The organism is Micromonospora sp. NBC_00330 (assembly GCF_036136635.1).
Lineage (GTDB): Bacteria > Actinomycetota > Actinomycetes > Mycobacteriales > Micromonosporaceae > Micromonospora > Micromonospora salmantinae.
On sequence record NZ_CP108012.1, the window covers coordinates 5,271,358 to 5,296,009 of the forward strand.

General features: G+C 71.2%; 22 protein-coding genes. 7 read left to right on the plus strand and 15 right to left on the minus strand.

Translation table 11 applies throughout. The features are described 5' to 3' along the window. The first annotated feature begins 78 nt into the window (after positions 1-78). The gene (locus OG598_RS23855) at positions 79-639 is read left to right on the plus strand and encodes a GNAT family N-acetyltransferase (RefSeq protein WP_328651151.1); all 561 of its coding nucleotides are present in this window, start codon (positions 79-81) and stop codon (positions 637-639) included. A 22-nt stretch (positions 640-661) separates the two neighbouring features. Here OG598_RS23855 and OG598_RS23860 read toward each other — a convergent pair whose 3' ends face one another. Genes OG598_RS23860 through OG598_RS23870 form a run of 3 tightly spaced genes read right to left on the minus strand, consistent with a single transcriptional unit; the run spans position 662 to position 3,945 of the window. Then, positions 662-1,360, minus strand: a complete 699-nt coding sequence (locus tag OG598_RS23860; RefSeq protein ID WP_328651152.1) for a hypothetical protein — start codon at positions 1,358-1,360, stop codon at positions 662-664. 24 nt (positions 1,361-1,384) lie between these two features. Further along, complete coding sequence (locus OG598_RS23865) at positions 1,385-2,047, minus strand: DUF305 domain-containing protein (protein ID WP_328651153.1); 663 nt, start codon at positions 2,045-2,047, stop codon at positions 1,385-1,387. Between the two features lie 14 nt (positions 2,048-2,061). Then, a complete protein-coding gene (locus OG598_RS23870; protein ID WP_328651154.1) occupies positions 2,062-3,945 on the minus strand; it encodes a sigma-70 family RNA polymerase sigma factor in 1,884 nt (627 codons plus the stop codon). A gap of 321 nt (positions 3,946-4,266) precedes the next feature. On the opposite strand from OG598_RS23870, the gene OG598_RS23875 reads away from it, so the two are divergent. Both OG598_RS23875 and OG598_RS23880 read left to right on the plus strand, forming a co-directional pair. Beyond that, entirely contained in the window at positions 4,267-4,452 is a 186-nt protein-coding gene (locus tag OG598_RS23875; protein WP_328651155.1) for a hypothetical protein, read from the plus strand. A 229-nt stretch (positions 4,453-4,681) separates the two neighbouring features. Next, positions 4,682-5,482 (plus strand): RNA polymerase sigma factor SigF, encoded by an 801-nt coding sequence (locus OG598_RS23880; RefSeq protein ID WP_328651156.1) that lies wholly within the window; start codon positions 4,682-4,684, stop codon positions 5,480-5,482. A gap of 6 nt (positions 5,483-5,488) precedes the next feature. Here OG598_RS23880 and OG598_RS23885 read toward each other — a convergent pair whose 3' ends face one another. The 10 genes from OG598_RS23885 to OG598_RS23930 form a co-directional block, all read right to left on the minus strand. Next, positions 5,489-6,556: a DUF2855 family protein gene (locus OG598_RS23885; protein ID WP_328651157.1), complete on the minus strand. Its 1,068-nt coding sequence runs from the start codon at positions 6,554-6,556 to the stop codon at positions 5,489-5,491. A gap of 69 nt (positions 6,557-6,625) precedes the next feature. Further along, positions 6,626-7,840 carry a PP2C family protein-serine/threonine phosphatase gene (locus OG598_RS23890; RefSeq protein WP_328651158.1) on the minus strand — a complete coding sequence of 405 codons (1,215 nt, stop codon included), beginning with the start codon at positions 7,838-7,840 and terminating at the stop codon, positions 6,626-6,628. A 29-nt stretch (positions 7,841-7,869) separates the two neighbouring features. Beyond that, positions 7,870-9,360 (minus strand): glycoside hydrolase family 130 protein, encoded by a 1,491-nt coding sequence (locus tag OG598_RS23895; protein ID WP_328651159.1) that lies wholly within the window; start codon positions 9,358-9,360, stop codon positions 7,870-7,872. After that, positions 9,357-10,409 (minus strand): glycosyltransferase, encoded by a 1,053-nt coding sequence (locus tag OG598_RS23900; protein ID WP_328651160.1) that lies wholly within the window; start codon positions 10,407-10,409, stop codon positions 9,357-9,359. Before OG598_RS23900 ends, OG598_RS23895 begins: the two co-directional genes overlap by 4 nt. After that, positions 10,406-11,542, minus strand: a complete 1,137-nt coding sequence (locus tag OG598_RS23905; protein ID WP_328651161.1) for a glycosyltransferase — start codon at positions 11,540-11,542, stop codon at positions 10,406-10,408. Before OG598_RS23905 ends, OG598_RS23900 begins: the two co-directional genes overlap by 4 nt. A gap of 115 nt (positions 11,543-11,657) precedes the next feature. Next, positions 11,658-12,662, minus strand: a complete 1,005-nt coding sequence (locus OG598_RS23910) for a glycosyltransferase family 4 protein (protein ID WP_328651162.1) — start codon at positions 12,660-12,662, stop codon at positions 11,658-11,660. Beyond that, positions 12,659-12,832: a hypothetical protein gene (locus OG598_RS23915; protein WP_238683720.1), complete on the minus strand. Its 174-nt coding sequence runs from the start codon at positions 12,830-12,832 to the stop codon at positions 12,659-12,661. Before OG598_RS23915 ends, OG598_RS23910 begins: the two co-directional genes overlap by 4 nt. 289 nt (positions 12,833-13,121) lie before the next feature. Continuing rightward, on the minus strand, positions 13,122-14,153 hold the full coding sequence (locus OG598_RS23920; RefSeq protein ID WP_328651163.1) for a medium chain dehydrogenase/reductase family protein: 1,032 nt from the start codon (positions 14,151-14,153) through the stop codon (positions 13,122-13,124). A gap of 88 nt (positions 14,154-14,241) precedes the next feature. Then, complete coding sequence (locus tag OG598_RS23925) at positions 14,242-14,784, minus strand: TetR/AcrR family transcriptional regulator (protein WP_328651164.1); 543 nt, start codon at positions 14,782-14,784, stop codon at positions 14,242-14,244. Positions 14,785-14,892: 108 nt separating this feature from the next. Beyond that, positions 14,893-15,774 (minus strand): helix-turn-helix domain-containing protein, encoded by an 882-nt coding sequence (locus OG598_RS23930; RefSeq protein ID WP_328651165.1) that lies wholly within the window; start codon positions 15,772-15,774, stop codon positions 14,893-14,895. Between the two features lie 155 nt (positions 15,775-15,929). Here OG598_RS23930 and OG598_RS23935 point away from each other — a divergent pair, with 155 nt between their 5' ends. Continuing rightward, positions 15,930-16,796, plus strand: coding sequence for an oxidoreductase (locus tag OG598_RS23935; RefSeq protein WP_328651166.1), 867 nt, complete (start codon positions 15,930-15,932; stop codon positions 16,794-16,796). On the opposite strand, the gene OG598_RS23940 is transcribed toward OG598_RS23935, so the two are convergent. After that, positions 16,797-18,374: an MFS transporter gene (locus OG598_RS23940; protein ID WP_328651167.1), complete on the minus strand. Its 1,578-nt coding sequence runs from the start codon at positions 18,372-18,374 to the stop codon at positions 16,797-16,799. Between the two features lie 103 nt (positions 18,375-18,477). Here OG598_RS23940 and OG598_RS23945 point away from each other — a divergent pair, with 103 nt between their 5' ends. Both OG598_RS23945 and OG598_RS23950 read left to right on the plus strand, forming a co-directional pair. After that, positions 18,478-18,957: a winged helix-turn-helix transcriptional regulator gene (locus OG598_RS23945; RefSeq protein WP_328651168.1), complete on the plus strand. Its 480-nt coding sequence runs from the start codon at positions 18,478-18,480 to the stop codon at positions 18,955-18,957. A 182-nt stretch (positions 18,958-19,139) separates the two neighbouring features. Then, positions 19,140-20,390 carry an HNH endonuclease signature motif containing protein gene (locus OG598_RS23950; RefSeq protein WP_328651169.1) on the plus strand — a complete coding sequence of 417 codons (1,251 nt, stop codon included), beginning with the start codon at positions 19,140-19,142 and terminating at the stop codon, positions 20,388-20,390. 146 nt (positions 20,391-20,536) lie between these two features. Here OG598_RS23950 and OG598_RS23955 read toward each other — a convergent pair whose 3' ends face one another. Next, entirely contained in the window at positions 20,537-21,355 is an 819-nt protein-coding gene (locus tag OG598_RS23955; RefSeq protein ID WP_328651170.1) for a serine/threonine protein kinase, read from the minus strand. Positions 21,356-21,598: 243 nt separating this feature from the next. Between OG598_RS23955 and OG598_RS23960 the strand changes: the two genes are divergently transcribed. After that, a complete protein-coding gene (locus tag OG598_RS23960) occupies positions 21,599-24,625 on the plus strand; it encodes a S8 family serine peptidase (protein ID WP_328651171.1) in 3,027 nt (1,008 codons plus the stop codon). The last annotated feature ends 27 nt before the right edge of the window (positions 24,626-24,652 follow it).

Consider the following 24,652-nt stretch of genomic DNA (forward strand, 5'->3'; position numbering starts at 1 on the left):
CCCCTCCAGGTAAGGTCATCCTTGGTTAGGGGAGGTTAACCTAAGTTGCGCCCCGGATGGAACAGAGGACAGCGCCCGATGACGTACCAGGAGAAGATCGCCGGTCTCGGCGAGCTGTCGTTGGTGACCGTGGACCCGGACCGGGACGCCGCACTCCTGCACGGTTGGGTGACCCTCCCCCGCAACTCCTTCTGGGGCATGGGTTCGCACACCCTCGAAGAGGTACGCGAGATCTACGCCTTTGTGGACGGTCTGCCCACGCATCACGCGTACCTGATCACTGTCGATGGTGAGCCGGTCGGCCTCTTCCAGAGCTATCAGCCCGAGGCGGACCCGGTCGGCGAGCGCTACCCCGTCCAGCCGGGCGACGTGGGGATGCACCTGCTGCTCAGCCCCGACCGACGCCTGGCCCGCAGCCTCACCAACGCCGCCGGCCCGGCCGTCGCCCGCTTCCTGTTCCGCGACCCGACCGCTCAGCGGATCGTGGTGGAGCCGGACGTCCGCAACCACCTCGCCCTACGCCGGCTGGAGATCGAGGGCTTCACCTTCGATTCCGAGATCGACATGCCGGACAAGCGGGCCCAACTCGCCTTCCTGACCCGCGCCCGGTTCGTGGAGAGGCACCCGACGCCGGCCTGACCGCCGACGCGGCCGGCGACCGTCAGCCGTTGGCGTTCCAGAAGCCGACCAGCGTCGCGGTCCACCACGCGAGCTGCGAGATCGTGGCGGCGGCGACACCGGGCAGCAGGGCGGAGCAGGGTGGGCGGCCCTGCACGGCCACGAGTCGATCCCGGACCCGGCCGAGGAACAGCCCGTTGATGCCGACCACCAGCACGGCCAACAACTTGACCCAGACCAGCCCGGACGACGTGTCCGGTCCGAGGGCGGCCCCACTGGCGAGCAGACCCACCAGACCCAGCCAGATGAGCAGGTGCGCGCCGCGGGCGGCGGTCAGCACAGTGCCGAGCGGTTCCCGGCGCAGCAGCCAGCGGAGGCTGAACCAGTCCACAGTCAGCACCGCGCCGAAGCCCACCACGAGGCAGGTCAGGTGACAGAAGAGGGCAACCATCCGCGCGCCCGGGGAGAGGGTGACGTGCGGCGCGACCAGGATCGCGATCAGCCATCCGAGACTGACCGTCAGAACCGAGGCGACGATGGTGGCCCGGCCGGCGGCGCGACGGTGGCCGCCGCGCCAGCCGGCCGCCGGCACCGGGGCGACAGTGCCGGGCGGTGACACGCTGCGGGTCCGGTGCGTCGCGCGCCGCACCGGGCGGACGGCGTCCGACGTGGCGGCACGGTGGGCGGGACGGGACGCCCGGGACGGTGGGTGGACGTCGACGTGCAGGTCAGACGTCCGCATCGGCCGGTCCTCCGGGCCGCATGCTCAGCCGCCCGCTGCGGCGGTGGGCACGCCGGGCCGGTTGTCCAGCGTGTTCAGCTCGGCGGCCCGCGCCTGCTGGATCCGGCCGGCGAGCGCCTTCAGCTCCGGGCTTCCCCCGGCGGTCTGCTCGCCCCGGCACAGCACCACCGTCTGCGCGAGGTGCGCCCGGATCAGGCCAGCCGCCCGGGACGACACCTCCGCGTCGGACGCGGCACGTAGCTCGGCGAGGCTGGCCTCGGTGACCATGCCGGGCATCTGATGCCCCTCGTGGATGTTCAGCTCCGGCACGTTGCCCGCGGCCAACAGCCCCCGCAGGTCCCGCAACTCCGCCTGATGGGCCTTCCGGACCTCGCCGAGGAGGGCCCGCAACGACGGATCCGCCGGGCGGTTGTCGAGCTGGTCGATCAGCGCGAGCGCGCCCTCGTTCATCGGGATCAGCAGTTGGATGAAGGCGTCGTCGGTGCCGTTGAGCACCACCGGCGCGGCCGGCACCGCAGCGGCCGACGACGCTGCCACCGACGACGCTGCCGGTGCCTGGTCGGTGCGGCCCCAGCCCTGGGTGAGCCCGACGGCCAGTGCCGTGGCGACCAGTGTCGCGACGACGCCGACCAGCCGCCCGGCCCGTACGCGGAGCCCTCGGCGCTCCACCATGATCTGCTCGTCCATCCGTTCGCCGGTGCTCAACGGGCGGCTTGGAACGCGCGGCCGACCACTGTCGCCTCGGTCCCGTCGCTGAACAACCCGGACCGGTCCTTGTCAGTGGCGGGTAGCCCGAACCAGGCGTAGCGCTGGAGGTAAGGGAGTTGGCCGAGCATGGCGGTGGCCGCCGTGAGGAAGGCCGCCTGCTGCTGCTGAGTGGGAAACTGCGAACCGCCCCCGGCGAAGCGGATCAGCGCGAACTCGGTCAGCCAGATCGGCTTCCGATAGCGCTGGTAGACGGCCTGGAGGTACTGCCGAAGTTGGGCCACCGCGGTGGCGGTCGTGAAGTCGGCGCCGAACCAGTGCAGCGTGATGAAGTCCACCCGGTGGCCGCGGGCCTGGGCGCCGGTCATGAACCTGTCCAGCCAACCCTGCGGGTCCGGCCCGCCCCAGGCCACCGCCGGGCTGCCCAGTTTGCTGCCCGTCGCCATCAGCTGCGGCCACAGGTCCAACGCCTGCTCGACTGTCATGTTCGCCTGCTCGGGCATGTCCGGCTCGTTGAAGGTGAGCAGGTACGGCCCGGCGGCCTTGGCCCGCGCCAGCTCCGCTGCGGTGACGTTCTCCGCGCTACGGATCATCGGCACGAACGTCGCACCGCGCGGCGTGCTGATCCCCGGGTGCTGGGTGCCCCAGGTGTAGTACCAGCCGGCCTTGGAGTTCGCCAACGCCTGACTCGCCCCGGCGAAGTTCCACACCCCGACGCCCTTGCGGGTGGAGCTGACCGCCGGCGCGACCGGAGCTTTCGACGAGGGGCGTGCGCTCGGCGAGGGCGCGACGCTCGGGGTGGCGACGGCGGTGGGCGCGGCGGACGGCGGCGCCGCCCACGAGGGCGCGGACGGATCGTCCGGCAGGATCACCACCGCCATGGTGATGGCCAGGACGGCGGCGGCCACACCGGCGGCGAGGGACGGCACGAGACCACGGGGCCGGTTCACCGCGAGGTCGACGACGCTCGGGCCGCCGCCCGCATCGGTGGGCACCGCGCCCTGTGGGGTCGTCCCGGCGGCGGGTCCGGCCGTCGGGCCAGGCGGCGCGACGGCCTGCGCGGCGGCTGCCGGGGTGGCCGCGCTCGGCAGGTGGGCGCCGAGACCCGCCGGCAGCGGCAGCAGCGGCATACCGGCGAGCAGCCGATCGATCGGCAGGAGGGTGGTGCCCAGCCGTCCGCAGAACGCGCAGTCACGGACGTGTCGAGCCAGTCGCTTGCGCCACAGCGAGCTGGGCGTGCCGTCCCACTCGGCGGTCACGGCGCCCAGGTCCGGGCAGCCAGGGCGGGCGCGGAGCGCGCGTACGACGCCACGGGCGCTCTGGATCTGCTCCTTCATCCGGTGGATCCGCACCGCGACGTGCCCGGGTGACAACCCGAGCGCGTCGGCGACCTCGTTCCGGGTGATCTCGCCGGTCTCCTCCAGCCACCACAGCGAGAGCAGTTCCTGGTCGTCCGGGTCGAGCCAGCGGGTCGCCTCGGCGACCTCGCGTCGTTGGTCGGTGAGGCCGAGCCGGAGGATGGTCATCCCCGCGAAGTCGGAGGCCGGGTCGGGCACGTTGTGGATCACGTCCAGCCCGGCGTCGCGGTTGAGCGCGACGCGGCGGCGCGTCTCCCAGTCACGCACCTGGCGGATGGTGATCGCCACCAGCCAGGACCGGTATGCCGCCGGGTCGTTGAGGGCGGGCAGGTACCGGATCACCCGTACCAACGTCTCCTGGACCACGTCGTCGACGTCGGCGTGCCCGCGCAGCGCACGCCCGACGATGTTGTAGACCAGCGGGAGCGAGGCCGCGACGACGTCGTCGAGAGCGCGCTGGTCGCCCTGCCGGGCCGCGACGACCAACCCGACATCGGGCAGTGCTCGACCGGCTGACGACATGGGTCTCACTCCTTGGGTGCTCATCCGCGCGGCGCCCACGCTGGGTGTGCTGACCGCCCTCAAGATCGGAGACTCGCGGCAGCGGCTGGGATTACAGAATTCCCCCGCGGCCGGTTCGCCACAAGCGAGACGGGTCGGTCGGCGGCGCATAAGTGGTGGCGGCGCCGGGTATGGTGCGGGGTGTCGGTGTCGCCGGGCGCTCGCCCGTGCACAGGACACCAGCATTCGGGCGCCAGCGTGTGCGCCGAAGCGTCACCAGGTCGCACGGCCGACGTTGCCGAGGCCCCAGACGCACCCCTTTCGTAGAGACAGGATCCCTGCATGACATCGAACGACAATGGTCGACCCGCTCTGTTCCTCGCCACGTCGCACGGTGACGTGCTGGACGGACCGGCGGTGACCTTCGACAGCAGCGAGGAGGCCATGCGGCAACTGCGCCACCCGTTCGCGGTGAAGCCGGCCCAACCGGCCGCGAACGCTGTCGACGCCTCGGATCAGCGCGGCTGATCCCCGCCTGCTCCCTCTCTAAACGCCTAGCCTCATACTTTCGGCTAGAAATTAATCGGTCTTTCGGGTAGTGTCCGGGTCATCAAGTGAACGACATGACGCGGTGGCGAGGCCCGTGCTCGTGGCCTTGCGACAGCGCACCTTCGCCCGTACGTGCGCCCCGGCGTCAGCCGGTTCGGAGACTCTTCCGGTCGACTCGATCGACGGGCCTGCGGGAAGGACCACCCACATGGCCACCATTGTCGACAACGCCACCAGCGTCGCTCAGCGGAGCAGCGAGCAGAGCCCGGACGACCTCCTCGCCGCCCTGGCGGCGACAGCGGCGGACGATCCCCGCCGCGCGGCAGTGCGGGACCGCGCCATCGAGGCGTGGCTGCCGCTCGCCCGGCACCTGGCACGCCGTTACGGCGGCCGCGGTGCACCCGATGACGACCTGGCCCAGACCGCCTGCGTCGGGCTCATCAAGGCCGTGGACAACTTCGACCACGACCGAGGTGTCGACTTCAGCGGGTACGCCATTCCCACCATCATCGGCGAGATCAAGCGGTACTTCCGGGACCGCACCTGGGCGGTGCGCGTGCCCCGCCGCCTCCAGGAGCTGCGCCTGTCGATCAGCGCGGCGAACAGCGCCCTCACCCAGACCCTCGGCCGCTCGCCGACCGTCGCCGACATCGCGTCCTACCTCGACGTGACCGAGGAGACCGTCCTGGAGGGGCTGGAGGGTGCGCGCGCCTACCGGGCCACGTCGCTGTCCACCCCGACCGGGGCTGACGGCAGCCGCGAGCTCGGGGACACCCTCGGCGACGACGACAGCGCGTTCGACCTCGTCGATATCCGCGTCGCCCTCGGCCCGGCCCTCGCCACGCTGCCGGCACGCGAGCGCCAGATCCTGAGCCTGCGCTTCCACGGCAACCTGACCCAGGCCCAGATCGCCGACCGGATCGGCGTCTCACAGATGCACGTGTCCCGGCTGATCACCCGCTCGCTGGCCGCGCTGCGTCACCAGCTCACCCCGGACATCGCCGCCTGAGCCCGCTCAGAGTTGGATGACGTGGCCCACCCGTGGCGGCGTACGGCCGGCGAGAACGTCGAGCCAGGCGTGTTGCAGCGCCGCCGGCCCGGCACCCACCCGAACGTCCAGCCATCCGCTCACCACTGTGGCGAAGCGTTGCCAGGCCTCGGTGAACCGCTGGTCCAGGCCGTCGCGGCCCCAGTCGTGGCTGCGCTTGCGCATCTGCACCGGCGCGAAGAACACCTCCTCGGCGGCGTCGGCGTTCGGCGTCTGGTTGGTGAGCCCGACCGCGATGTCCCGGACGAGCCGGTCGCCGAGACGTCGACGCACTGCGGCGCGGGTCGAGGGCGCTCCGGACAGGTCGAGGTAGACCGTCGGGACCACGTCGAGGGTGTCGATGTCGTCGTACGACACGACCTCGTCGTAGCAGCCGAGCGACCGGGTGAACGCCAGGTTGCCCGGTGAGGTGAGACCGACCAGGCGCGGCCCGCGCCGGTGCAGCTCGAACGCGGCGGCGTACGCGGTCTTGCTCGACGCCGACGACACCAGCAGCGCCTCGGCACCGTAGAAGTCGTTGTCGACGACCTGGTCGGCCAGCATGAACGAGGTGAAGAACAGCGGACGGAACAGGATGAGCAGATCCTCCTGGTCGCGCTGGTACGCCGGGTCGCCGGTGGTCGACCGGTACGCGTTGTACGGCGAGGGCAGCTCGGCCCGGTGCGGGCTCGCCTCGCGGAACCCGGACGCGTCCACCCGGTCCGGCCGCACCACCAGGTGACCGGCGGGCGGAAGGTAGCCGTAGATTCGTTGCCCCACCTCGACGCCGGCCACTGCCGAGGCGACCACCTCGGCGAAGCCCCAGAGCGGCGGCAGGCCCCACTGCGGCCCGAGGCCCTGGGCCGCCGGCGGAAAGAACTGCCAGTACCGCATCGAGTCGCCGAGCACGGCGTAGGTCACGTTGTTGGCGGTGAGGCCGACGCGGTCCACGCGCAGCAGCGCCTCGCCGTCGGCCAGGGCGGGGGTGGAGCCATCGACGAGCGTGGTCTGCCCGAGGTCGTCACGCGCCACGGCGAAGGTCCATGAGTCAGCCATGAGGTGACGCTAGACAGCCTCGCAATCGGAGACAAGTGCACTGCGAGTGCAAAATCCCACTGCGCGCGGTCAGTGTCGGAGCGCGGCGAGGTCGCGGAGGTGCGCGAGCGGCAGGTGCGGTGGCCGCCACTCCACGAAAAGGGCCGTGGCGTCGTCCTCGAGCTGGTCGTCCTGGTAGCCGACGACCGCGCGGACCAGGCGACGCATCGTCTCCGGGCTGGGCAACCCGTCGTTCAGGGCACGGTTGACGAAGTCGACGAGCCGGTCCAGCCCGAACTGCTCCCCCTCGGCGCTACGGGCGTCGGTGATGCCGTCGGTGTAGGCGAGGATGCGGTCGCCCGGGTGCAGATTCTCCACGTGCACCCGCGGTCGGCGAGGTGACAGGTGGCCCAGGCCGAGCGGCAACACGGTCGGCCCGGGCAGCTCGCGAACGGCCTTGCCGTCACGCAGCAACATCGCACCGGGATGCCCCGCGTTGATCATGCTGAGCTGGCCGGTCTGGCGGTCCAACTCGATGAGCAACCCGGTCGCGAAGAAGTTCGGGTGCTCGGAGCGCACCCACCGGTCGATGCTGATCGCCGTGTCGACCAGGTCGAGGCCACACCGACGGGCATTGCGGTACGCGCTGACCACCAGCGAGGCCAGGGTGCTCGCCTTGATGCCGTGCCCGCAGGTGTCGAAGAGCCCGACGCTGAGCACATCGTCGTTCAACGCGTAGTCGAAGATGTCGCCGCCGACGTCGTAGCACGGTTCGAGGATGGCGGTGACCACCAGGTCGTCGGTGGCGAAGGTCAGCGGCGGGAGCAGGCCCCACACGATCTCGGCCGCGACCTGCATCGGCATCCGCCGCCGCATCCGCTCGACCACGTCACCGTAGAGCCGGCGGTTGACCAGGATCTGGGCGACGTTGACCGCCACCTCCCAGGCCGGAGCATCCATCGTCTCGTCGGCGGCGGCCGGGGAGACGATCTCCAGTACGCCCATCCGCTCACACCCGAGCAGCAGTGGCACCCACACCCGGTCCGGGTTGTCCGGCGCGCGCTGGATGTCGAGGGTGGTGAAGGCCCGACCGGCGAGCGTCGTCTCGATCGGCAACTGGTCCCGGTCGAGTCCCGCGCCGAGCAGCGGCACGAGGAGGGTCTGCGTGTAGTCGGCCAGATAGATCACGATCTCACTGGCATCGAGAGCGGGCGCCGCACGGGCGACCAGTTGCGACACCTCGTCCGGGCCGCCGCGGGGCGCGTTGAGCTGCAACCAACGCACCACCTCGCCGATGTCGGCCATGCTCCACCTCCCCCTGTCCAGCCGTGAGGCTACCCCGCCCCAGCGCATTCTCCGTCGGCCTCGACCATCGCGCTGAGGAGCGCGGACAACGGCACGGTGGCGAATCCCACTCGCGCGTCACTCGCCCCGTACGGCACCCACAGCTCACCGTCGTGCACGAGAGCGCCGCAGGAGTAGACGACGTTCGGCACGTACCCGTCCCGGTCGTACCCGTCGGGTGCGAGAAGCGCACCTGGCAGGTGGGCGACGACCCGCTCCGGTGTGTGCAGGTCGAGCAGGAGCGCACCGATCGCGTACCGACGCATGGGCCCCACGCCGTGGGTGAGCACGAGCCAGCCGACGTCGGTCTCGATCGGTGATCCGCAGTTGCCGACCTGGATCAATTCCCAGCTCTCGCCCGGTGCGTGCAACGGGGTCGGGGCCTGCCAGCGGCTCTCGCCGTCCAGGGCGGTCAGGCCGATGGTCTCGCCGTCGGCGCGGCACAGTGCCAGGTGCCGGCCGCCGACGGTACGCGGGAACAGCGCGAGCCCCTTGTTGCGGGCACCCGGTCCGCGCATCGGGGTCATCTCGAACCGGCGCAGGTCGTCGCTGGCCAGCGCGCGGGTGGCGATGTTCCGGCCGTCGTAGGCGGTGTAGGTGGCCCGGTACACCGGCCCGGATTCACCGACGAAGCGGACGAACCGTGCGTCCTCCATGCCGTTGCTCTCCGCCGGGGTCGCTGGCCACAGCACCCGTTGGTGCAGGACCGTGTCCGCGGGGAAGGCCGTGGCGTAGCTACCGGCGTTGGTACGACGAAGTTGTTCGACGGTCGCCAACCCGGTGCTGCGGGAGAGCAGATCGGGTGGCAGGTTGCCGAGCACCCGCTCGAAGGCGGCCCCGTCGTACCACTCGGGCAACGCGTCCAGCACCGTGGCCGCCACCTCGTTGTCGCAGCCCTCCTCGGCCAGGCCGGCAACGAGCAGGTCCCGACGGTGCCGAACGCCCATCCGCTGCCCGACGGCCAACGGCCCGGTCCGGTCGGCGATCCTGAGCTGTTCCCCTGGCCCGACGATCGCAGTGGCGAACCCGATCGAGGACACGTGGCCCTCCCCGACCTGGCGCAGGCTGATGGCGACGCGTAGCTGCCCCGGGCCGAGACCGCTCTGGTCCGGGTGGACCACCATCGACGGGTTGCACAGGGCGGCGGCCTCGACGGCGTACTCGTGGCTGAAGTAGGCGCCGACCAGCAGCCGGCTGTTCGGTGAGAGGTCCCGGGCCCGCGCGGCGCGGTGCCGGACCAGCTCGTAGTGGTGGTGGAAGGTGCCGGCCAGGTCGCGGTGCCGGGCGCCGAACCGGTCGAGGGTTTCCCGCAGTAGCCGTGCGGTCTCCTCGTCGTCGAGGTGCGCGACACGGTCGATCAGCGCCTGTGCGCGGGTCCGCACCACAGCGGCGTCCTCACCCGGTACGAAGAGCTTGACGATGACGCGGCGCGGATCCGGGGTGAGAGTGACGTCCTGCCGGACGGCCAGACTCCCTGTCACGACCACCGCCGGGCGTGCTGCAGCGTGGAGATGAGCGCGAGGGTGGACTCGGCGCCCTGGTTGAGGTTGGGCCCGTGCGCGGTCAGCCCGTCGTAGCCACCGCCGGTCGCCGGATCCCACATCGGCGTGCCGAGGTCGTTGTCGCCGAGGAACCACCCGACCGCCTGCCGCACCCCGTTGTCCCACTCCGGGTCACCGGTGACAGTGGCTGCCGTGGCGCAGGCATCGGCGAGGGCGGCGACCTCGATCGGCTGCTGGTCGTGGTGCAGCCGTACGGCGCCGCGCCGCCAACCCCCGGCGGGTACGACAGACAGCCGCCCATCGCGGAGCTGGACATTGCGCAGCCAGGTCAACATGCGCAGGCCGTCGTCGAGAGGTGGGCCACCCTCGCGAAGCTGACTCGCGGCGATGACCACTTCGGCGAGGGCGGCGTTGGCGTACGTCAGCTCCTGCCGTGGCCACGGCCACCCCGCGTCGGAGGCCGGCGGACCGATCGTGCTGGCCGCGTCCGCCAGCAGGGACGCGGCGGCGACGTGGCCCGGGTGACGACGAAGCACCTCGGCCGCGCCCAGACCGGCGAAGGCCATCGTGTGCGGGGCCTTCGCCCGGCGGGTGGCGCCCCGGCTGAAGGCGACCAGCGCCTCCTCGCGTACCCATGGGGCGGGGCTGCGGGCGACGGCAGTGCCCAGGCCCCACAGAGCTCGACCCCACCAGTCGCCGAGCCCTGGCTCGTCGACCCAGCGCCGGTCGTACCCGAGCCGGTTGCGGAACGCGCCGCCGGCGTCCTGCGCGTGGGTCAGGAACGCCAGGTAGCCCTCCGCCAGCCGGAGCAGCTCCTCGCTCGGCTCGGGCTCACGGCTCACGACCAGCAGGCCACGGGCCACGTCGTCGGTGCAGTAACCATGCTCGCGCCGGACGATGGCGTGCCGTGCGTGCTCGAACAGACCGGTGTCATCGCTGAGCCGAGCCAGGTGCGCGAAGCTCGGCGCGGGTGCCGTCACCCAGCGCCCACGCGTCGACGTCCGGGGACGTCCGGTGGTCGCCGTCACGCCGGCACGGCGCTGACGGCGGGTGAGCGGGCGTCGACGAGCTCTTCGGCGAGGGCGCCGTAGCGGGCCGCCACGGCAGGCCAACGCAGGTGCGCGGCCATTGGGCGAACCCGTCCGGCCAACCGGGCGGTCAGGCCCGGTTCGGTCAGGACCCGCCGGATCGCCTTGGCCAGTGCCATCGGGTTCTGGTGGGGTACGACCAGACCGGGCCCACCGGTCAGCAGCTCGACGGCGTGCGGGAACGCCGTCGCCACGACGGGCACTCCGGCGGCCACCGCTTCGATGAGCACCCCGGAGGTGACCTGTTCGCGGGAGTCGTAGGGCAGGACGACCACGTCGGCGGAGCGGATCAACCGGCCCAGCGTCTCTTGGTCGTGGTAGACGTCCTGGTAGTCCACGGCGTGCGCGACGCCCAACTGGGCACCGAGCTGGTGCAGCCCCGCCCGGTACGCCTCACCGTGGTGCTCGATCACCTTCGGGTGGGTCCGCCCCGCCACCGTGTAGGTCGGAGTCGGTTCCAGATCCTGCAACCGCGCGAGGGCCCGCAACGACCACTCGATGCCCTTGCCCGGCCCGAGCAGCCCCCAGGTCAGCAGGTGCGGGCGGGTACGCCGGTCGACGGGTACACCGGCAAGCTCGGCCGCTCCGTGCGGGATCACCGTCACCTTGCCCGCTGGCACGGCGTACCCGACGAGCAGCCGGTCGCGGGCCGTGTCGGTCATCGTGACGACCGCCCCGGCGGTCGCCACGATCTGTTCCAACAAGGATTTCTGCCGAGCCGAGGGCCGGCTGAGCACTGTGTGCAGAACCACGATGCTCGGCACGCTGAGCCGCCGCAGCAACGGCAGGACCTCCTCGCCGTCGGTGCCGGGGTAGATGCCGTACTCGTGCTGGACGATCGCCACGTCGTACGCGTTCAGAGCGGCCGCCGCCTCCCGCCAGCCGGCCGGGTCACGCGCCGACCAGGTGTGCACCACCCCGGGTACGGGTCGCTGGTCGTCGCCGTGATCGGTGACCCGGACGATGCCGCTGCGGCTGCCGTCGGCGGTCAACTGGGCGGCGAGGGCCGCGTTGAAGGTGGCCAGTCCACACCGGGTCGGCGGGTGGGTGCTGAGGAATCCGTAGCTGAGCATGAACGTCGGGCCTTCCGGTTGTCGGCCGCCGCAGGAGTACGGGTGAGCCTCACGCGGGGACGGCGCACGCCGGTCAGCGTGTGTGACCGGCGGAACGGAGAGCGGTGCAGTTCAGTCAGTTGCGGGCGAGCTTGTCGTAGACGGCGAGATAGTCGGTGACCATCCGGTCCGCGCTGAAGCGCTTCACAGCCCGCGCCCGACACTCCACCCGATCGAGGCCGGCGACCCGGGTGATCGCTTCGACGGCCTGGTCGACGGTGGAGACGAGGAGACCAGTCACCCCTTCGTCGACGACCTCGGGCATGGACCCTCGCTTGTAGGCGACGACCGGGGTGCCACAGACCATCGATTCCACCACCGACAGCCCGAACGGCTCGTCGAAGGCGATCGGGTGCAGCAGTGCGGTGCTGTCACCCAGTACCTCGGCACGCCGTCGCGGACCCACCGACCCGAGGAAGACGACCTGGTCGCCGTCGATGTGTGGGGCAACCTGTTCGGCGAAGTACCGCTCGTCCTGGACGATCCCGCAGATGGTGAGGGGCCGGCCGACGCGGCGGGCGATCTCGATCGCGGTATGGGTGCCCTTGTCCGGGTGGATCCGGCCGAAGGCGGCCAGCCCAGGACCGGCCTCGTTGGTGAACGGCAGTCCGGCGACGTCGACGCCGTGATAGACCGTGGCCACGTAGTCGAGCTCCGGCGCCCGGTCCGCGTCGGAGATCGACACGTACGACGAGCGGGCTCGGCCATAGGCGGGCAGGATCCCCGCGCCGGAGAAACCGTGCACTGTGGTCAGCAGCGGCGCGCGGCAGTGTTCCGCGAACGCCAGCGGCAGCCAGTCCAGGTGACTGTGCACCAGGTCGAACTGCGCCGAGCGGGCCATCGCGTGGGAGACGTGCATCGCCTCCCACACCCGGCCGTCCAGGTCCGGGTCGTCCGCGTACCCCCGTGGGCAGACTCCGTCGAGCTGGGCGGACGTGACGGAGTCCAGTGTCGCGAAGAGCGTCACGTCGATCCCGCGGCTGACCAGCCCTTCGGCGAGCAAGCCGGTCACCTGCTCCCACGGGCCGTAGTGGTGTGGGGGCGTACGCCAGGCGACCGGTCCGAGCAGCGCAACCCTCAAGGGGATGAGGCGTCGACGAGATCAGCTGGGTTGAGGTTCAGGGTGGCGAGCAGCCCCGAGTGCTTGGCCGGGTCCACGCGCTCCGGCAGCTCGCGCTCGACCCAGTCGGCCCGTGCCTGCTGGCCCCGGTCGCGAAGTGCGGCGACGATCCGATCCCTGGCGATCCTCATCTGGTACTCCCTAGTTAAGGCGTTCGGAACAATTCACACGGAGGGTGTACCCGAGTGCGCGCGTCGGGCAACCGACCGCTGGACATCGACGACGCGGCACCGGTGGGTCGGGACGCGGTCTGCGATCAGCCGACACGACCGGTACGTCGCGGCGATGGAGAAGATGAGCGGTAACGCCCCTGGCGGGCTGGTGGCGACGGCGTCTGGCGGCCACCGGGGTCCCGGGCGACATGTTCACCGTACGCCCTTGCGGCGGTCCGCCGCACCAGCGCCCTGGAGGGGCCGGAGGTCAGGGCTCCAGCACCACCTTGCCGGCCCGGCTGCGGTTCTCGGCGAACACCAGTGCCGCGGAGACCTCGCTGAGCGGGTAGCGGGCGGCGATCTGCGGCACGATCACTCCCTGCCGCAGCAGGTCGAGCACGATGCCGAGGTCGGTGCGCAGGCGACGGCGGAACGCGGCGCGCCGGGTGAGCTGGCCGGCCCAGAAGTTGTAGAAGCCGGCCCGGTGGCCGTTGGGCAGCGCGTTCCAGGTGTAGAGGCGGGTCAGCAGCTTCACGAAGACCCACGCGACCGACTGCCCGGTGCCCACGGCGGCGGCGTTGCCGTAGACGACCAACGTGCCGCCGGGGGCGAGCAGGGCGTACGAGGTGCGTACGCCCGGGCCGGCGATCGGGTCGAAGACGGCGTCGACGCCACCCGGCGACAGCTCGCGGACCCGGGCGGCCATGTCCGGGTCGCGGTAGTCGAGCGGTTCGACGCCGAGTTCGCGCAGCCCGGCGTGGTGTCGTTCGGCGGCGGTGCCGATGACCCGCAGGCCGAGGTGTCGCCCGAGTTGGACGAGCACGCTCCCGACGCCGCCGTTTGCGCCGTGCACGAGGATCGTCTGCCCGGTCGTCAGGTCGGCGTCCCGCAGCATCTGCCAGGCGGTCACCCCGTTGACGACGACTGTCTCGGCCGCGGCGGGGTCCAGACCCACGGGCACCGGGGCCAGGGCGTCGATGTCGACAAGCGCGTGCGTGGCCCAGGCACCGGTCTTGGTGACCGCCGCCACCCGGGTGCCGATCAGTGCGTCGTCGCCGCCGGGGCCGACCTCCCGGACGGTGCCGACGAGGTCGTAGCCGGGCACGAACGGGAACTTCGGCTGGCCGGGGTAGAGCGCGTGGCGCATCTGCTGCTCGGCGAACGAGATGCCGGTGGCCTCGACCTGGACGAGGGCCTGCCCCCGGGCGGGGACGGGCATCGCGCGCCGGTGCAGCAGGAGGCCGTCGGGCTCCACCACGCCGGGCAGTACCACTTCGGTGATCGTCGTTTCGGTGGTCATCGGGGTTCTCCCTTGTTTGTAAGTGTGCACTCACACACTTAATGGCCTAAAAGATTGGGCCGCCGTAGCGGCCCGACATCGGGGTCGGTCAGGGGTGGCGGATGCCGGCGGTCAGGGCGCGAGCCCAGGGCTCCGGGACCTGCTCCAGGCCGGCGGTCACGATCAGGTGGCACAACTGGCCGTACGCGAAGAACTGCTGCACCTGCGCGTCGCTGGCCTGGGACCGACTCTGCACGAAGGTCGCGACCCGCCGGTAGCCAGCCCGCACCGCCTCGGCGATCTCCGGGATGTCGGTGACGGCCTGCGCCTGCACCTGGAAGAGCAGCAGGTCGCGATCGGCGATCAGCTCCGCGTAGGCACCGCCCATGGCGTCGAGGATCTCCTCCGGGCTGTCACCCCCGGCGCGCTCCGCGCCCGCCTCGATCGCGTCGGCGATCCGGTCGAAACACGCTCCGGCCGCCGCCACGAACAAGCCGAGCTTTCCGGAGAAGAGCCGGAACACGTACGCCTCGGAGATGCCGGCGGCGGCGGCCACTGCGGTGACCGGGGTGGCGTGGAAGCCGGCCCGCGCGAACACCGACACCGCGGCGTTCAGGACGGTGACCCGGCGGGCCTCGGCAGTGGATCGCATGTTTGTAAGTGTGCACTCACAGACAAGAGTCGTCAAGTCCGTCGCCCCGTCGCGCAAACGCTACGAGCACATCCCCACCCAGGTGACCCCGCAGCGGTCCTGACCGGCTCACTCCAGCGGATAGAGGCGGGCCGGGTCGCCGGGGCGGAGGCTGTCCGGCACGTCGTCGGCGCTGCTGGCGGCGATCGAGCCGAGCAGCGCCAACGAGCGGGCGGACTCCGTACCGGGCTCGGCGTGGTAGATCACCAGCAGCTGCCCGTCGGCGCCCGCCACCGCGAGCTTGTCGCAGTACAGGTCGAGGTCGCCCACCTCGGGGTGGTGCAGCCGGCTGACCACTCCCTCTCGCCGACGCACCTCGTGGCGCGCCCACAACTGCCGAAAGCAGTCGCTCTTGATTGACAGCTCCCCCACCAACGCCGTCAACCGTGGGTCGTCGGTGGCCCCGCCCGAGTCGGCGCGCATCTGCCCCACCACGCTCTGCATCGCCTGCCGCCAGTCGCGGAACAGCTCCCGCTCGGCCTGGTCCAGGAACACCGCGCGGAGTCGGTTGGCGCCCGGGGCGAGATTCGGCGACAACGCCCTCGCCATCGGGTTCGAGGCCAGGATGTCGAGGTAGCGATTCTGCACGAAGGCCGGCATGGAGAGCTCCCGCAGCAGGTGCAGAATGCTGGCCGGAACCCGGTCGGCGGCCGGTCGGGCCGCCCGGCGCGACCGTGCACGGCTCAACCCGATCATGTACGCGGTTGCCTCCGGATCCAGCCGCAGCACCCCGGCGAGAGCGTCGAGGACCTGTACCGAAGGGTGCCGCTCGCGACCCTGCTCCAATCGGAGGTAGTAGTCGGCGCTGATGCCGGCCAGCATCGCCACCTCCTCACGCCGCAGCCCCGGCACCCGGCGTAGGCCAACGCCCGGGCCGAGCCCGACGTCCTCGGGCCGGGTCTGCTCCCGGCGGGCGCGCAGGAAGTCGCCGAGCGGGTTCGTTGCGTCCATGCCACCGACGGTAGATCGCCGGGCGGCCCGGTGACTGGCTGTGTCACTACCAGGAACAGCTCGCCCTGCCGCCCGGGCCGCACCCGGCGGACAGTCGTCGAAGGGCCGGTTCCGAACGGCCGCAGATGTCACGACGACAACGGACAGAGGATGAGATGAGCGAGAACCTTCCCGGCGGTGCCCTCACCCCCGCTGACGGCCTCACCCTGAGCCGGATGGGCTACGGGGCGATGCAGTTGGCCGGCCCGGGTGTCTTCGGCCCGCCCCGCGACCGCGAGCAGGCGCTCGCCGTGCTCCGCGAGGCCGTCGACCTGGGCGTCCGGCACATCGACACCAGCGACTTCTACGGGCCCGTCGTGGTCAACGAGCTGATCCGCGAGGCGCTCCACCCGTACCCCAAGGGTTTGCACCTGGTCACCAAGGTCGGCGCGCGCCGCGGCGCCGACCGCTCCTGGATCCCGGCTCTGGAGCCGGACGAGCTCAAGGCCCAGGTACGGGAGAACCTGGAACACCTCGGCCTGGACGTGCTCGACGTGGTCAACCTGCGGGTAGGCGTGGCGGAGGGCACCGGCGACGCGCCGCTCGGTGCACAGTTCACCGCCCTGGCGGAGCTGCGACAGGAGGGGCTGATCCGGCACCTCGGGCTCAGCAACGTCACGCTCGACCAGCTCGACGAGGCCCAGGCCATCGCGCCGGTGGTCACCGTGCAGAACCTCTACAACCTCGCCAACCGGCGGGACGACGCCCTGGTCGACAGGTGCGCGGAGGAGAACATCGCGTTCGCGCCGTTCTTCCCGCTCGGCGGGTTCACGCCGTTGCAGTCCGACACGCTCGACGGCGTGGCCGCCCGACTGGACGCCTCACCGCAGCAGGTAGCCCTCGCCTGGCTGCTCCAGCGCTCCCCCACCACGGTGCTGATCCCCGGGACCTCCAGCCTGGCGCACCTGCGGGAGAACATGGCGGCGGCCGACCTGAAGCTGCCGACCGACGCCGTCGAGGAGCTGGACGCGTTGGCTTCCTAGCTAGTGCTGGTGCGGCCGGTTGCGGATCAGGGTGACCGCCAGCACTGCGGTGACGAGGAAGACGACGCCGTTGACCCGCAGCCCGGCCTGGACACCGGAGGTCAGTGCCTCCGCGATCGCCGCCAGGACCGGGTCGGGCAGCGGTTGGCCGCCGTTGGCACCGGAGGCCACCGCTGCCTGCACGGCGGTACGGGTGGGTTCGCCGATCTGGTGCGCGGCGAGCCGGTCCGGCAGGTCGGCCACCATCGTGGTGGTGAGGAGCGTGCCGAGCAGTGACGAGCCGAGCACCGAGCCGACCTGGCGGGCGGCGTTGACAGCGCCGGAGGCCATGCCGGCTTGGGCGGGCGCGACGCTGGCCAACGCCGCCGCCGTCGCCGGCGCCACCACCATACCGCCGGCCGCGCCGAACAACGCGAACAGCGCCCACCGGTCACCGAACGACGTGGTCGGCCCCTGGTTGGCCAGCGCGAAGCTGGCCACCGCGCCGAGGACCAGGCCGAGGGTCAACGGCGCCTTGAATCCGGTACGACGAATCGCGCGCCCGGCACCGAAGGCGACCAGCACGTACGCGCCGAAGAGCACCAGCATCCGCCAGCCGGTGTCCAGCGGGCTGAGCGCCTGGGCACGTTCGTGGAAGAGGACCAGCAGGATCGCCACACCGGTGAAACCGAACAGCGACACCGCGCCGACGACCATGACGGCGCTGAACGACGCGGACCGGAACAGCCGCACGTCGAGCATCGGCGAGCTGGCCCGCAGCTCGACCAGCACGAACGCGACAAGTGCGACGACCGCGACGACCCAGGCCGTCGACACCACCGGGCTGGTGTAGCCGACCTTGCCGCCCTGGATCAGCGCGTAGACGGCGGCCGCGATGGCGACGGTGCCCAGTAGCAGGCCGGGCACGTCGAGTCGGGCGGCGCTCGGCCGCGACTCGGCCACCCCGACGACGGCGACGACGAGGGTGACCAGACCCAGCGCGATCGTCGACAGGTAGACGCTGTGCCACTGGTGGTGCCGCAGCAGGGTGCCGGCGATGAGCGGGCCGATCGCCAAGCCGATGCCGGAGGCCGCCGACCACGCGGTGATGACCTCGGTCCGTCGGTGCGGATCGGTGAAGGTCGCGCCGAGGATCGCCAGGCTGTTCGGCAGGATCAGGGCCCCGCCGAGGCCGGCGACCAACTGCCCGACGATCACCCACGCGACTGTCGGAGCGCCAGCCACGACTGCTGCGCCGACGATCATCGCGACGACCCCGGCGCCGAACATGCGCTTACGCCCGTAGCGGCTGCCCAGGGTGGCCGCGGACAGAACGACGCTCGCCACCATCAGGGTGTAGGCGCTGGGGATCCAGACCAGAGTGGTGGGGTCGACCCGCAGGTCCCGCTGAATCGTCGTCAACGCGGAAACCGTCGCGGTGATCTGAAGGAACGTGATCATCGCGCCCAGGCACATGGCGATCAGGGTCACCGGGCGGGAGCCGCGCAAGGATGAGCGGGCGGTGCCGCCCGGTCCTGGTGGGTTCTTCCCGGCTGGGGTCGCTCCGGGTGGGGTCGGGGCCGTGGCGCTGGTGGTCACTGAAGATCCTTCACGCTGGTGATCTGACTTGCATATGCTGAAGTCAGCTCGACCCAGTGAAGCACCTGACTAGCCTCCATGCAAGTCAGGTACGCTGGACGGCATGGAGGACCTACGAGACGATCGCGATTCCTGGACGAGCGAAAACTGCTCGGTGGCCCGGGCGATGGACATCGTGGGCAGCAGGTCGACGGTCCTGATCATGCGCGAGGCCCTGCTCGGCACGCGCCGCTTCGACGACTTCGTCCGCCGGGTCGGCGTCGGCGAGCCCGCCATGGCCGCCCGCCTCAAGGAGATGGTCGCCGCCGAACTGCTCGAACGAATCCCCTACCGGGAGCCAGGGCAGCGCACCCGCCACGAGTACCAACTCACCCGCAAGGGCCGCGAACTCCTGCCCGTCATCACCGCACTGCGCAACTGGGGCGACACCTGGGCCGCCAGCGACACCGGCCCGTCCGTCGTCGCCACCCACCACGACTGCGGCGAGCCGATCCGCGCGGTGCTCCGCTGCGCCGCCGGCCACGAGATCGCCGACAGCGACATCGACATCATCGCCGGCCCGGGCCTCGTCCGGCGCGACTGACGCGCCGGTCCACGGCCACGCTCCGAACTGCCACCACTTAGGTTGCCCGGCGACCCCCGGCCCGGCAGCCCCTCTTGGCCGCGCACCTTCTCCGCATCCCGCCGCGCGCGTCACCTCGAGTGCCGTCACATCAATCGATCATGGTGACTGAAAGTGTCGTACACCTGTTCTAGTCTCGGGTCATGGTCGAGGAGTTGGCGCAGGCAGACGACGCGGTCGCCGCCTGCGTCGACGCCGCCACCTGGGCCCTGCCGGAGCACGACCTGATCGCCGCACTCGACGCCGCGCACCGCTTGGAGCAACGCCTCGCCGCCGTCACCCTCACCCTCATCCGCGAGATCGACGCCCGCGGCACCGCCCGCGCACAAGGTGCCTCCTGCACCGCGGTCTGGCTGCGCGAACGACTGCGACTCACCGTTCCCGCCGCCCGCCGCCTGATCGACCTCGCCGCCGCCCTCGACGCCGGTAACCCCGGGATACGACAAGCACTAGCCGACGGGCACCTCAGCCTCGACCAGGCCCGGGTCATCACCGACACCGCCGCCACCGTTCAGGCCACCGCCGGCACGCAGGCCGCCGGCAAGGCCGTCAGCCTGCTCACCGACTGGGCCAGCCAGTTCGACCCCACCCACCTGCGCAAACTCGGCACCCGCATCCTCGACCACGTCGCCCCCGACATCGCCGACGCCGCCACCCAGGCCGCCCTGGACGCCGAAGCACGCCGCGCCACCCGCGACCGGCACCTCACCCTGTCCGAGCAGACCGACGGTCGACTGCGGCTCACCGGCACCCTCGACGCCGAAACCGCCGGCCTGTTCCGCGCCGCCATCGACCCACTGAGCGCACCCTCCGGACCAGACGATCAACGCTCTGCCGGGCAGCGCCGCCACGACGCCTTCGCCGAGATCTGCCGACTCACTCTCCGGACCGGCCAACTGCCCGACCACGGTGGCGATTCCGCTCAGATCGTCGTCACCACCAGCTACGACGGACTGACCCGGCAGCTGAGCAGCGGCACCCTCGACACCGGCCTCAGCCTTACGCCCGAGGCCGTGCGTCGGCTGGCCTGCGACGCGACCCTGCTGCCCGTCGTCCTCGGCGGCACCGGCCAGGTCCTCGACGTCGGGCGACAACGCCGCCTCATCACCGGGCCGCTGCGCCGCGCCCTCGTCCTGCGCGACCGCGGCTGCGCGTTCCCCGGCTGCGACCGACCACCCCGCTGGTGCCACGCCCACCACATCCACCACTGGGCCGACGGCGGCACCACCAGCCTGGCCAACGCCGTCCTCCTCTGCGGCCACCACCACCGACACCTGCACCACAGCGACTGGACCGTCCAACTCGGCCACGACGGCCACCCCGAATTCGTCCCACCCGCCTGGCTCGACCCCGAACAACTCCCCCGCCGCAACCACTACCACCGACGAACGTAAGAGCACCCAGCCGACGCCAGCCAGCCCATGTCGGAGCAGCCCTTCAAGCCGGACAACCACATTCGCGCACGGCTCCGGGCGACCGGACTTGCTCCTGGTGGCGAGCCGAGCCGGGCTGGCGCTGCGGGGGCGCTGCGCTGCCCGGCTCAGGGTGTCGCCAGCCGCCAGGCGTGGACCAGTGCTGGCACGTCGGGGTACCGGGCGGCCGGCGCCTGTCTCGTTGCTCGTCCCACGACCCGGCGCTGCTCGCTGGTGCCCCGCCAAGCCTGCGGTGAACGCCGCCGCTCGCCCTCAGGACCCGGCCAGCCTGCTGGCGGATCCCACCGGCGCGCCGGGGCGCCCCCTGCGTCCTCCGGTGAATCAAGCAGGTGGTGCAGGGCACGGCCGAGGGCGTGCACTGTGGTCCGTTCGTCGATGACCGAGCCGCGGGCGAACTCCTCCGGCCCCATGTAGCGACGTGAACCTGGCAGCCGATCCGCCGCAAGCACGAACGGGCCGGGCCGGTACTCGTCGAGGTCGATCAGCCGTATCCGACTGGCGGCGAAGTCGTACAGGAAGCAGCCGTCGTAGAGGTCGACCGCGACCAGGCCGGCGGCGCTGACGGCGAGGTGGGCGTCGAGGATCGCGTCGAGCGCCACCTCGATCTGCGGGACCGGCAGGTGTTGGAATCGGGTCAGCCCGCTGCGGTCCGCGCCGTGCACTGTGGCGTGGTTCAGGACGCTGCCGTCGTACCAGGGGTAGACGAGCGTCGGACCCGCCGCGCCGTGGACCGTCCGGATGGGACGGACGATGGCCGGGTGGCGGACGGCGGCGTGCACCGCGATGGCCCGGTCGAGGGATGCTCGGCCCTCGACAGTGGTGGCCGTTTTGACGAGCCAGCGGCGGCCCGCCTCCTCGACCCCGTAGGACAGGCATCCGGAGTCCTGGGCGTCGAAGACCACGAAGGCCGACTCGACAGGCGGCACGGGTAACCGACCAAATGGCATAGATCCCCCAGGTCGGTGCTCCCAAATGACGCGCAAAGTACCCGTTGTGTTACGAGCTTGTTTCCAAGATGACAGCCAGGTTACGGGTGCTTCTCGATGATCGGTACCGATCCTAGGTTTCGGCCACCGTCATCAGTCGTGGCGGCCGGCACCGAACGTGGAGGCAACGACGTGCCACAACCGAACGCACATCGGACCGGACGGGCCAGGTACGGGGTCAGCATGCTGGCCGCCGTGGCGCTGACCGCGGCCGGCCTGACCAGCCTGCCCGCCAGCGCCAGCGCCGCGCCGGCCGGCAGTGGGCCGACCGCCCGCTACCTCGTCCAGCTCGCCGAGGAGCCGCTGGCCACCTACACCGGCGGGGTTCCCGGGATCGCGGCCACCAAGCCGGCCGACGGGGCCAAGCTGAACCGCACGTCGGGGAACGCCAACGCGTACCGGGATCACCTGCGCCAGAAGCGTCGGTCGGTGCTGGACCACGTCGGTGTTCCAGTGGACCGCACCCGCGTGACCATGGAGACCGCGTTCAACGGCTTCGCCGCCGACCTGACCGGGCCGCAGGCCGCCCGGCTGCGCGCCACAAACGGTGTCCGAGCGGTGTACGAGAGCCAGAAGGTGCACGCCACCACCTCACACACCCCCGACTACCTGGGCCTGACCGGCAAGGGCGGGGTGTGGAAGAAGGAGTTCGGCGGAGACTCCCACGCCGGTGAGGGCGTCATCATCGGGGTCATCGACAGCGGTTACTGGCCGGAGAGCGCGAGCTTCGCGCCGCTGCCCAGCCCGCGCCCCGACCAGGCCATCATCGACGCCAAGTGGAAGGGCACCTGCGACGTCGGCGTCGAAGCGCCGGTCACCTGCAACAACAAGGTGATCGGGGCGCGCTGGTACAACGACAGCGGCATCGCCGAGGCGTTTCCGGACGACTACTCCTCGCCGCGCGACCGCAACGGCCACGGCACCCACACCGCCAGCACGGCGGCCGGCATCCACGGCGTGCGAGCCACGTCGGGCACCCAGGACCTGGGCATGATCTCCGGCATGGCGCCGGCCGCGCGGTTGGCGATCTACAAGGCTTTGTACGACAACGGTGCGGGCGGCGCGACCGGTACCGACATCGACATCGTGCACGCCATCGACGACGCGGTCGCGGACGGCGTCGACGTGATCAACTACTCGATCGGTGATGACACCGAGCGGTTCGGGGCGGTCGACGCGACGTTCTTCAACGCGGCCGCCGCCGGCGTGTTCGTCGCCGCCGCGGCCGGCAACTCCGGCCCGTTCGCCAACACCGTCGACAACTCGACGCCCTGGCTGACCACTGTGGCCGCGAGTACTACCGACCGGCAGAACACCCGGAAGCTGACCCTCGGCAACGGCACGACCATCGCCGGTGTGGGCATGGGCGAGACCGGTGTCGGGCCGGCCCGACTGGTCTTCGCGAAGGACAGCACGATCGACCCGGACGGCGCCTACGGTGCCGGTCTCTGCGCCGACGACACGCTGGATCCGGCCAAGGTCAAGGGCGCGATCGTGCTCTGCCTGCGCGGCGAGATCCCGCGTACCGACAAGAGCATCGAGGTGGCGCGGGCCGGCGGCATCGGCATGGTGCTGTACAACGACGAGCTGAACTCCCTGAACGCCGACGTGCAGGCAGTGCCGACAGTGCACATCAACGAGGTCGACCTGGCAACTGTCACCGCGTACGTCGCCAAGGGCAACGCCACGGCGACCATCTCGCCGAGCAAGCTGGAGACGGTCGAGGCGCCCGCGGTCGCCGCGTTCTCCTCGGCGGGCCCGTCGAACCTGAACGCCGGTGAGCTGCTCAAGCCGGACATCAGCGCGCCCGGTCAGGACATCGTCGCCGCGTTCTCCCCGTCCATCGGCGGCAACGACTTCGCACTCGAGTCGGGCACCTCGATGGCGGCGCCGCACATCGCCGGTATCGCCGCCCTGCTGCTGGCCAAGCACCCCGGCTGGTCGCCGGCGGCGGTCCGCTCGGCGCTGATGACCAGCGCGGTCGACAAGACCGACAAGGGCAACCCGATCAAGATCGGCACGTACGACGCGACTCCGCTGAACTACGGCGCCGGCCAGGTCGAGCCGGGAAGCGCCTTCGACCCGGGCCTGGTCTACGACTCCAACCAGCAGGACTGGATCCAGTACCTGTGCGGGGTTTCCGCCGACCGTGGCGGCGACTACGGGCTCGGCGACCTGGATGGCTGCGACACCCTCGGCGCGATCGACACGGCGCAGCTCAACTACCCGTCCATCTCGCTGGGCCGGATGGTGGGCAAGCAGACGGTGACCCGCACTGTCACCAACGTCAGCGACAAGACCAGCACCTACTCCTCGTCGGTGCAGGCCCCGCCGGGCTACCAGGTCAAGATCACCCCGAAGAAGCTGCAGATCCTTCCGGGCAAGAGCGCCCGCTTCACCGTTGAGGTCACCAACACCGGTGGTGCGTTCGACACCTGGGCCGACGGCTCGCTGACCTGGCACGACCAGTTCAAGCACGCGGTACGCAGCCCGCTGGTCGTGCGCAACTCCGGTTTGGTCGCTCCCGACGCCATCACCGGCAAGGGCACCTTCGGCAGCGTCCGGATCGCCGCCGAGGTCGGCTACCAGGGTCAGCTGATCTCCCAGCTCTCCGGCCTCACCTCGGGCACCAGCAACGTGGTCACCCTCAAGGGCGACGGACCGAGCTGGGACTGGAGCACGTCGAACAACCTGCCGGTGCCGCTGCCCGCCTCGATCAGCAGGACCACCCTGCACGTGCCGGCCGGGACCCGCAGCCCACTCGTCCAGGTGACGTCGGAGCGTCCCACCTGCTCCCACATCGACTGGGACGACGAGGAGGGGGTGATGGAGTGCACCGAGTTCAGCCTCAACGTCTATGACAAGTTCGGGAAGTTCGTCACCGCCACGGCCAGCGGCCGGGACGGCGCCAAGGTGACCCTGCCGGACGGTGCCGGGGACTACATCGTGGTCGTCGAGCAGGAGTTCACCGAGAACATCACTGACGGCGCGAACGCGTACACGGTGACCAGCTACCAGCCGGGCGCGCCGGGCACCTCCACCGGCCGGTTCACCATCGACCCGAAGCAGCGCAGTGTGCGGCCGGGCGCGACGGCGAACCTGACACTGCGCTGGTTCGGCCTCGCCCCGGGTCAGCGCTACCTCGGGGTGCTGGAGTTCCGCAACGGTGACGGCTCGCTGAAGACCGTGCCGGTCACCGTCCAGTCCTGACCGTGCCGACGGCCGACGGGCCGGCGT

What these genes read in the sequence shown, in the direction of transcription:
- OG598_RS23915 (WP_238683720.1), bottom strand. Translation starts at nt 12,832, where the DNA reads ATGAGGATCGCCAGGGATCGGATCGTCGCCGCACTTCGCGACCGGGGC.
- OG598_RS23880 (WP_328651156.1), top strand. Translation starts at nt 4,682, where the DNA reads ATGGCCACCATTGTCGACAACGCCACCAGCGTCGCTCAGCGGAGCAGC.
- OG598_RS23855 (WP_328651151.1), top strand. Translation starts at nt 79, where the DNA reads ATGACGTACCAGGAGAAGATCGCCGGTCTCGGCGAGCTGTCGTTGGTG.
- OG598_RS23885 (WP_328651157.1), bottom strand. Translation starts at nt 6,556, where the DNA reads ATGGCTGACTCATGGACCTTCGCCGTGGCGCGTGACGACCTCGGGCAG.
- OG598_RS23930 (WP_328651165.1), bottom strand. Translation starts at nt 15,774, where the DNA reads ATGGACGCAACGAACCCGCTCGGCGACTTCCTGCGCGCCCGCCGGGAG.
- OG598_RS23945 (WP_328651168.1), top strand. Translation starts at nt 18,478, where the DNA reads ATGGAGGACCTACGAGACGATCGCGATTCCTGGACGAGCGAAAACTGC.
- OG598_RS23960 (WP_328651171.1), top strand. Translation starts at nt 21,599, where the DNA reads ATGCTGGCCGCCGTGGCGCTGACCGCGGCCGGCCTGACCAGCCTGCCC.
- OG598_RS23875 (WP_328651155.1), top strand. Translation starts at nt 4,267, where the DNA reads ATGACATCGAACGACAATGGTCGACCCGCTCTGTTCCTCGCCACGTCG.
- OG598_RS23925 (WP_328651164.1), bottom strand. Translation starts at nt 14,784, where the DNA reads ATGCGATCCACTGCCGAGGCCCGCCGGGTCACCGTCCTGAACGCCGCG.
- OG598_RS23950 (WP_328651169.1), top strand. Translation starts at nt 19,140, where the DNA reads ATGGTCGAGGAGTTGGCGCAGGCAGACGACGCGGTCGCCGCCTGCGTC.
- OG598_RS23860 (WP_328651152.1), bottom strand. Translation starts at nt 1,360, where the DNA reads ATGCGGACGTCTGACCTGCACGTCGACGTCCACCCACCGTCCCGGGCG.
- OG598_RS23865 (WP_328651153.1), bottom strand. Translation starts at nt 2,047, where the DNA reads ATGGACGAGCAGATCATGGTGGAGCGCCGAGGGCTCCGCGTACGGGCC.
- OG598_RS23870 (WP_328651154.1), bottom strand. Translation starts at nt 3,945, where the DNA reads ATGTCGTCAGCCGGTCGAGCACTGCCCGATGTCGGGTTGGTCGTCGCG.
- OG598_RS23905 (WP_328651161.1), bottom strand. Translation starts at nt 11,542, where the DNA reads ATGCTCAGCTACGGATTCCTCAGCACCCACCCGCCGACCCGGTGTGGA.
- OG598_RS23890 (WP_328651158.1), bottom strand. Translation starts at nt 7,840, where the DNA reads ATGGCCGACATCGGCGAGGTGGTGCGTTGGTTGCAGCTCAACGCGCCC.
- OG598_RS23920 (WP_328651163.1), bottom strand. Translation starts at nt 14,153, where the DNA reads ATGACCACCGAAACGACGATCACCGAAGTGGTACTGCCCGGCGTGGTG.
- OG598_RS23935 (WP_328651166.1), top strand. Translation starts at nt 15,930, where the DNA reads ATGAGCGAGAACCTTCCCGGCGGTGCCCTCACCCCCGCTGACGGCCTC.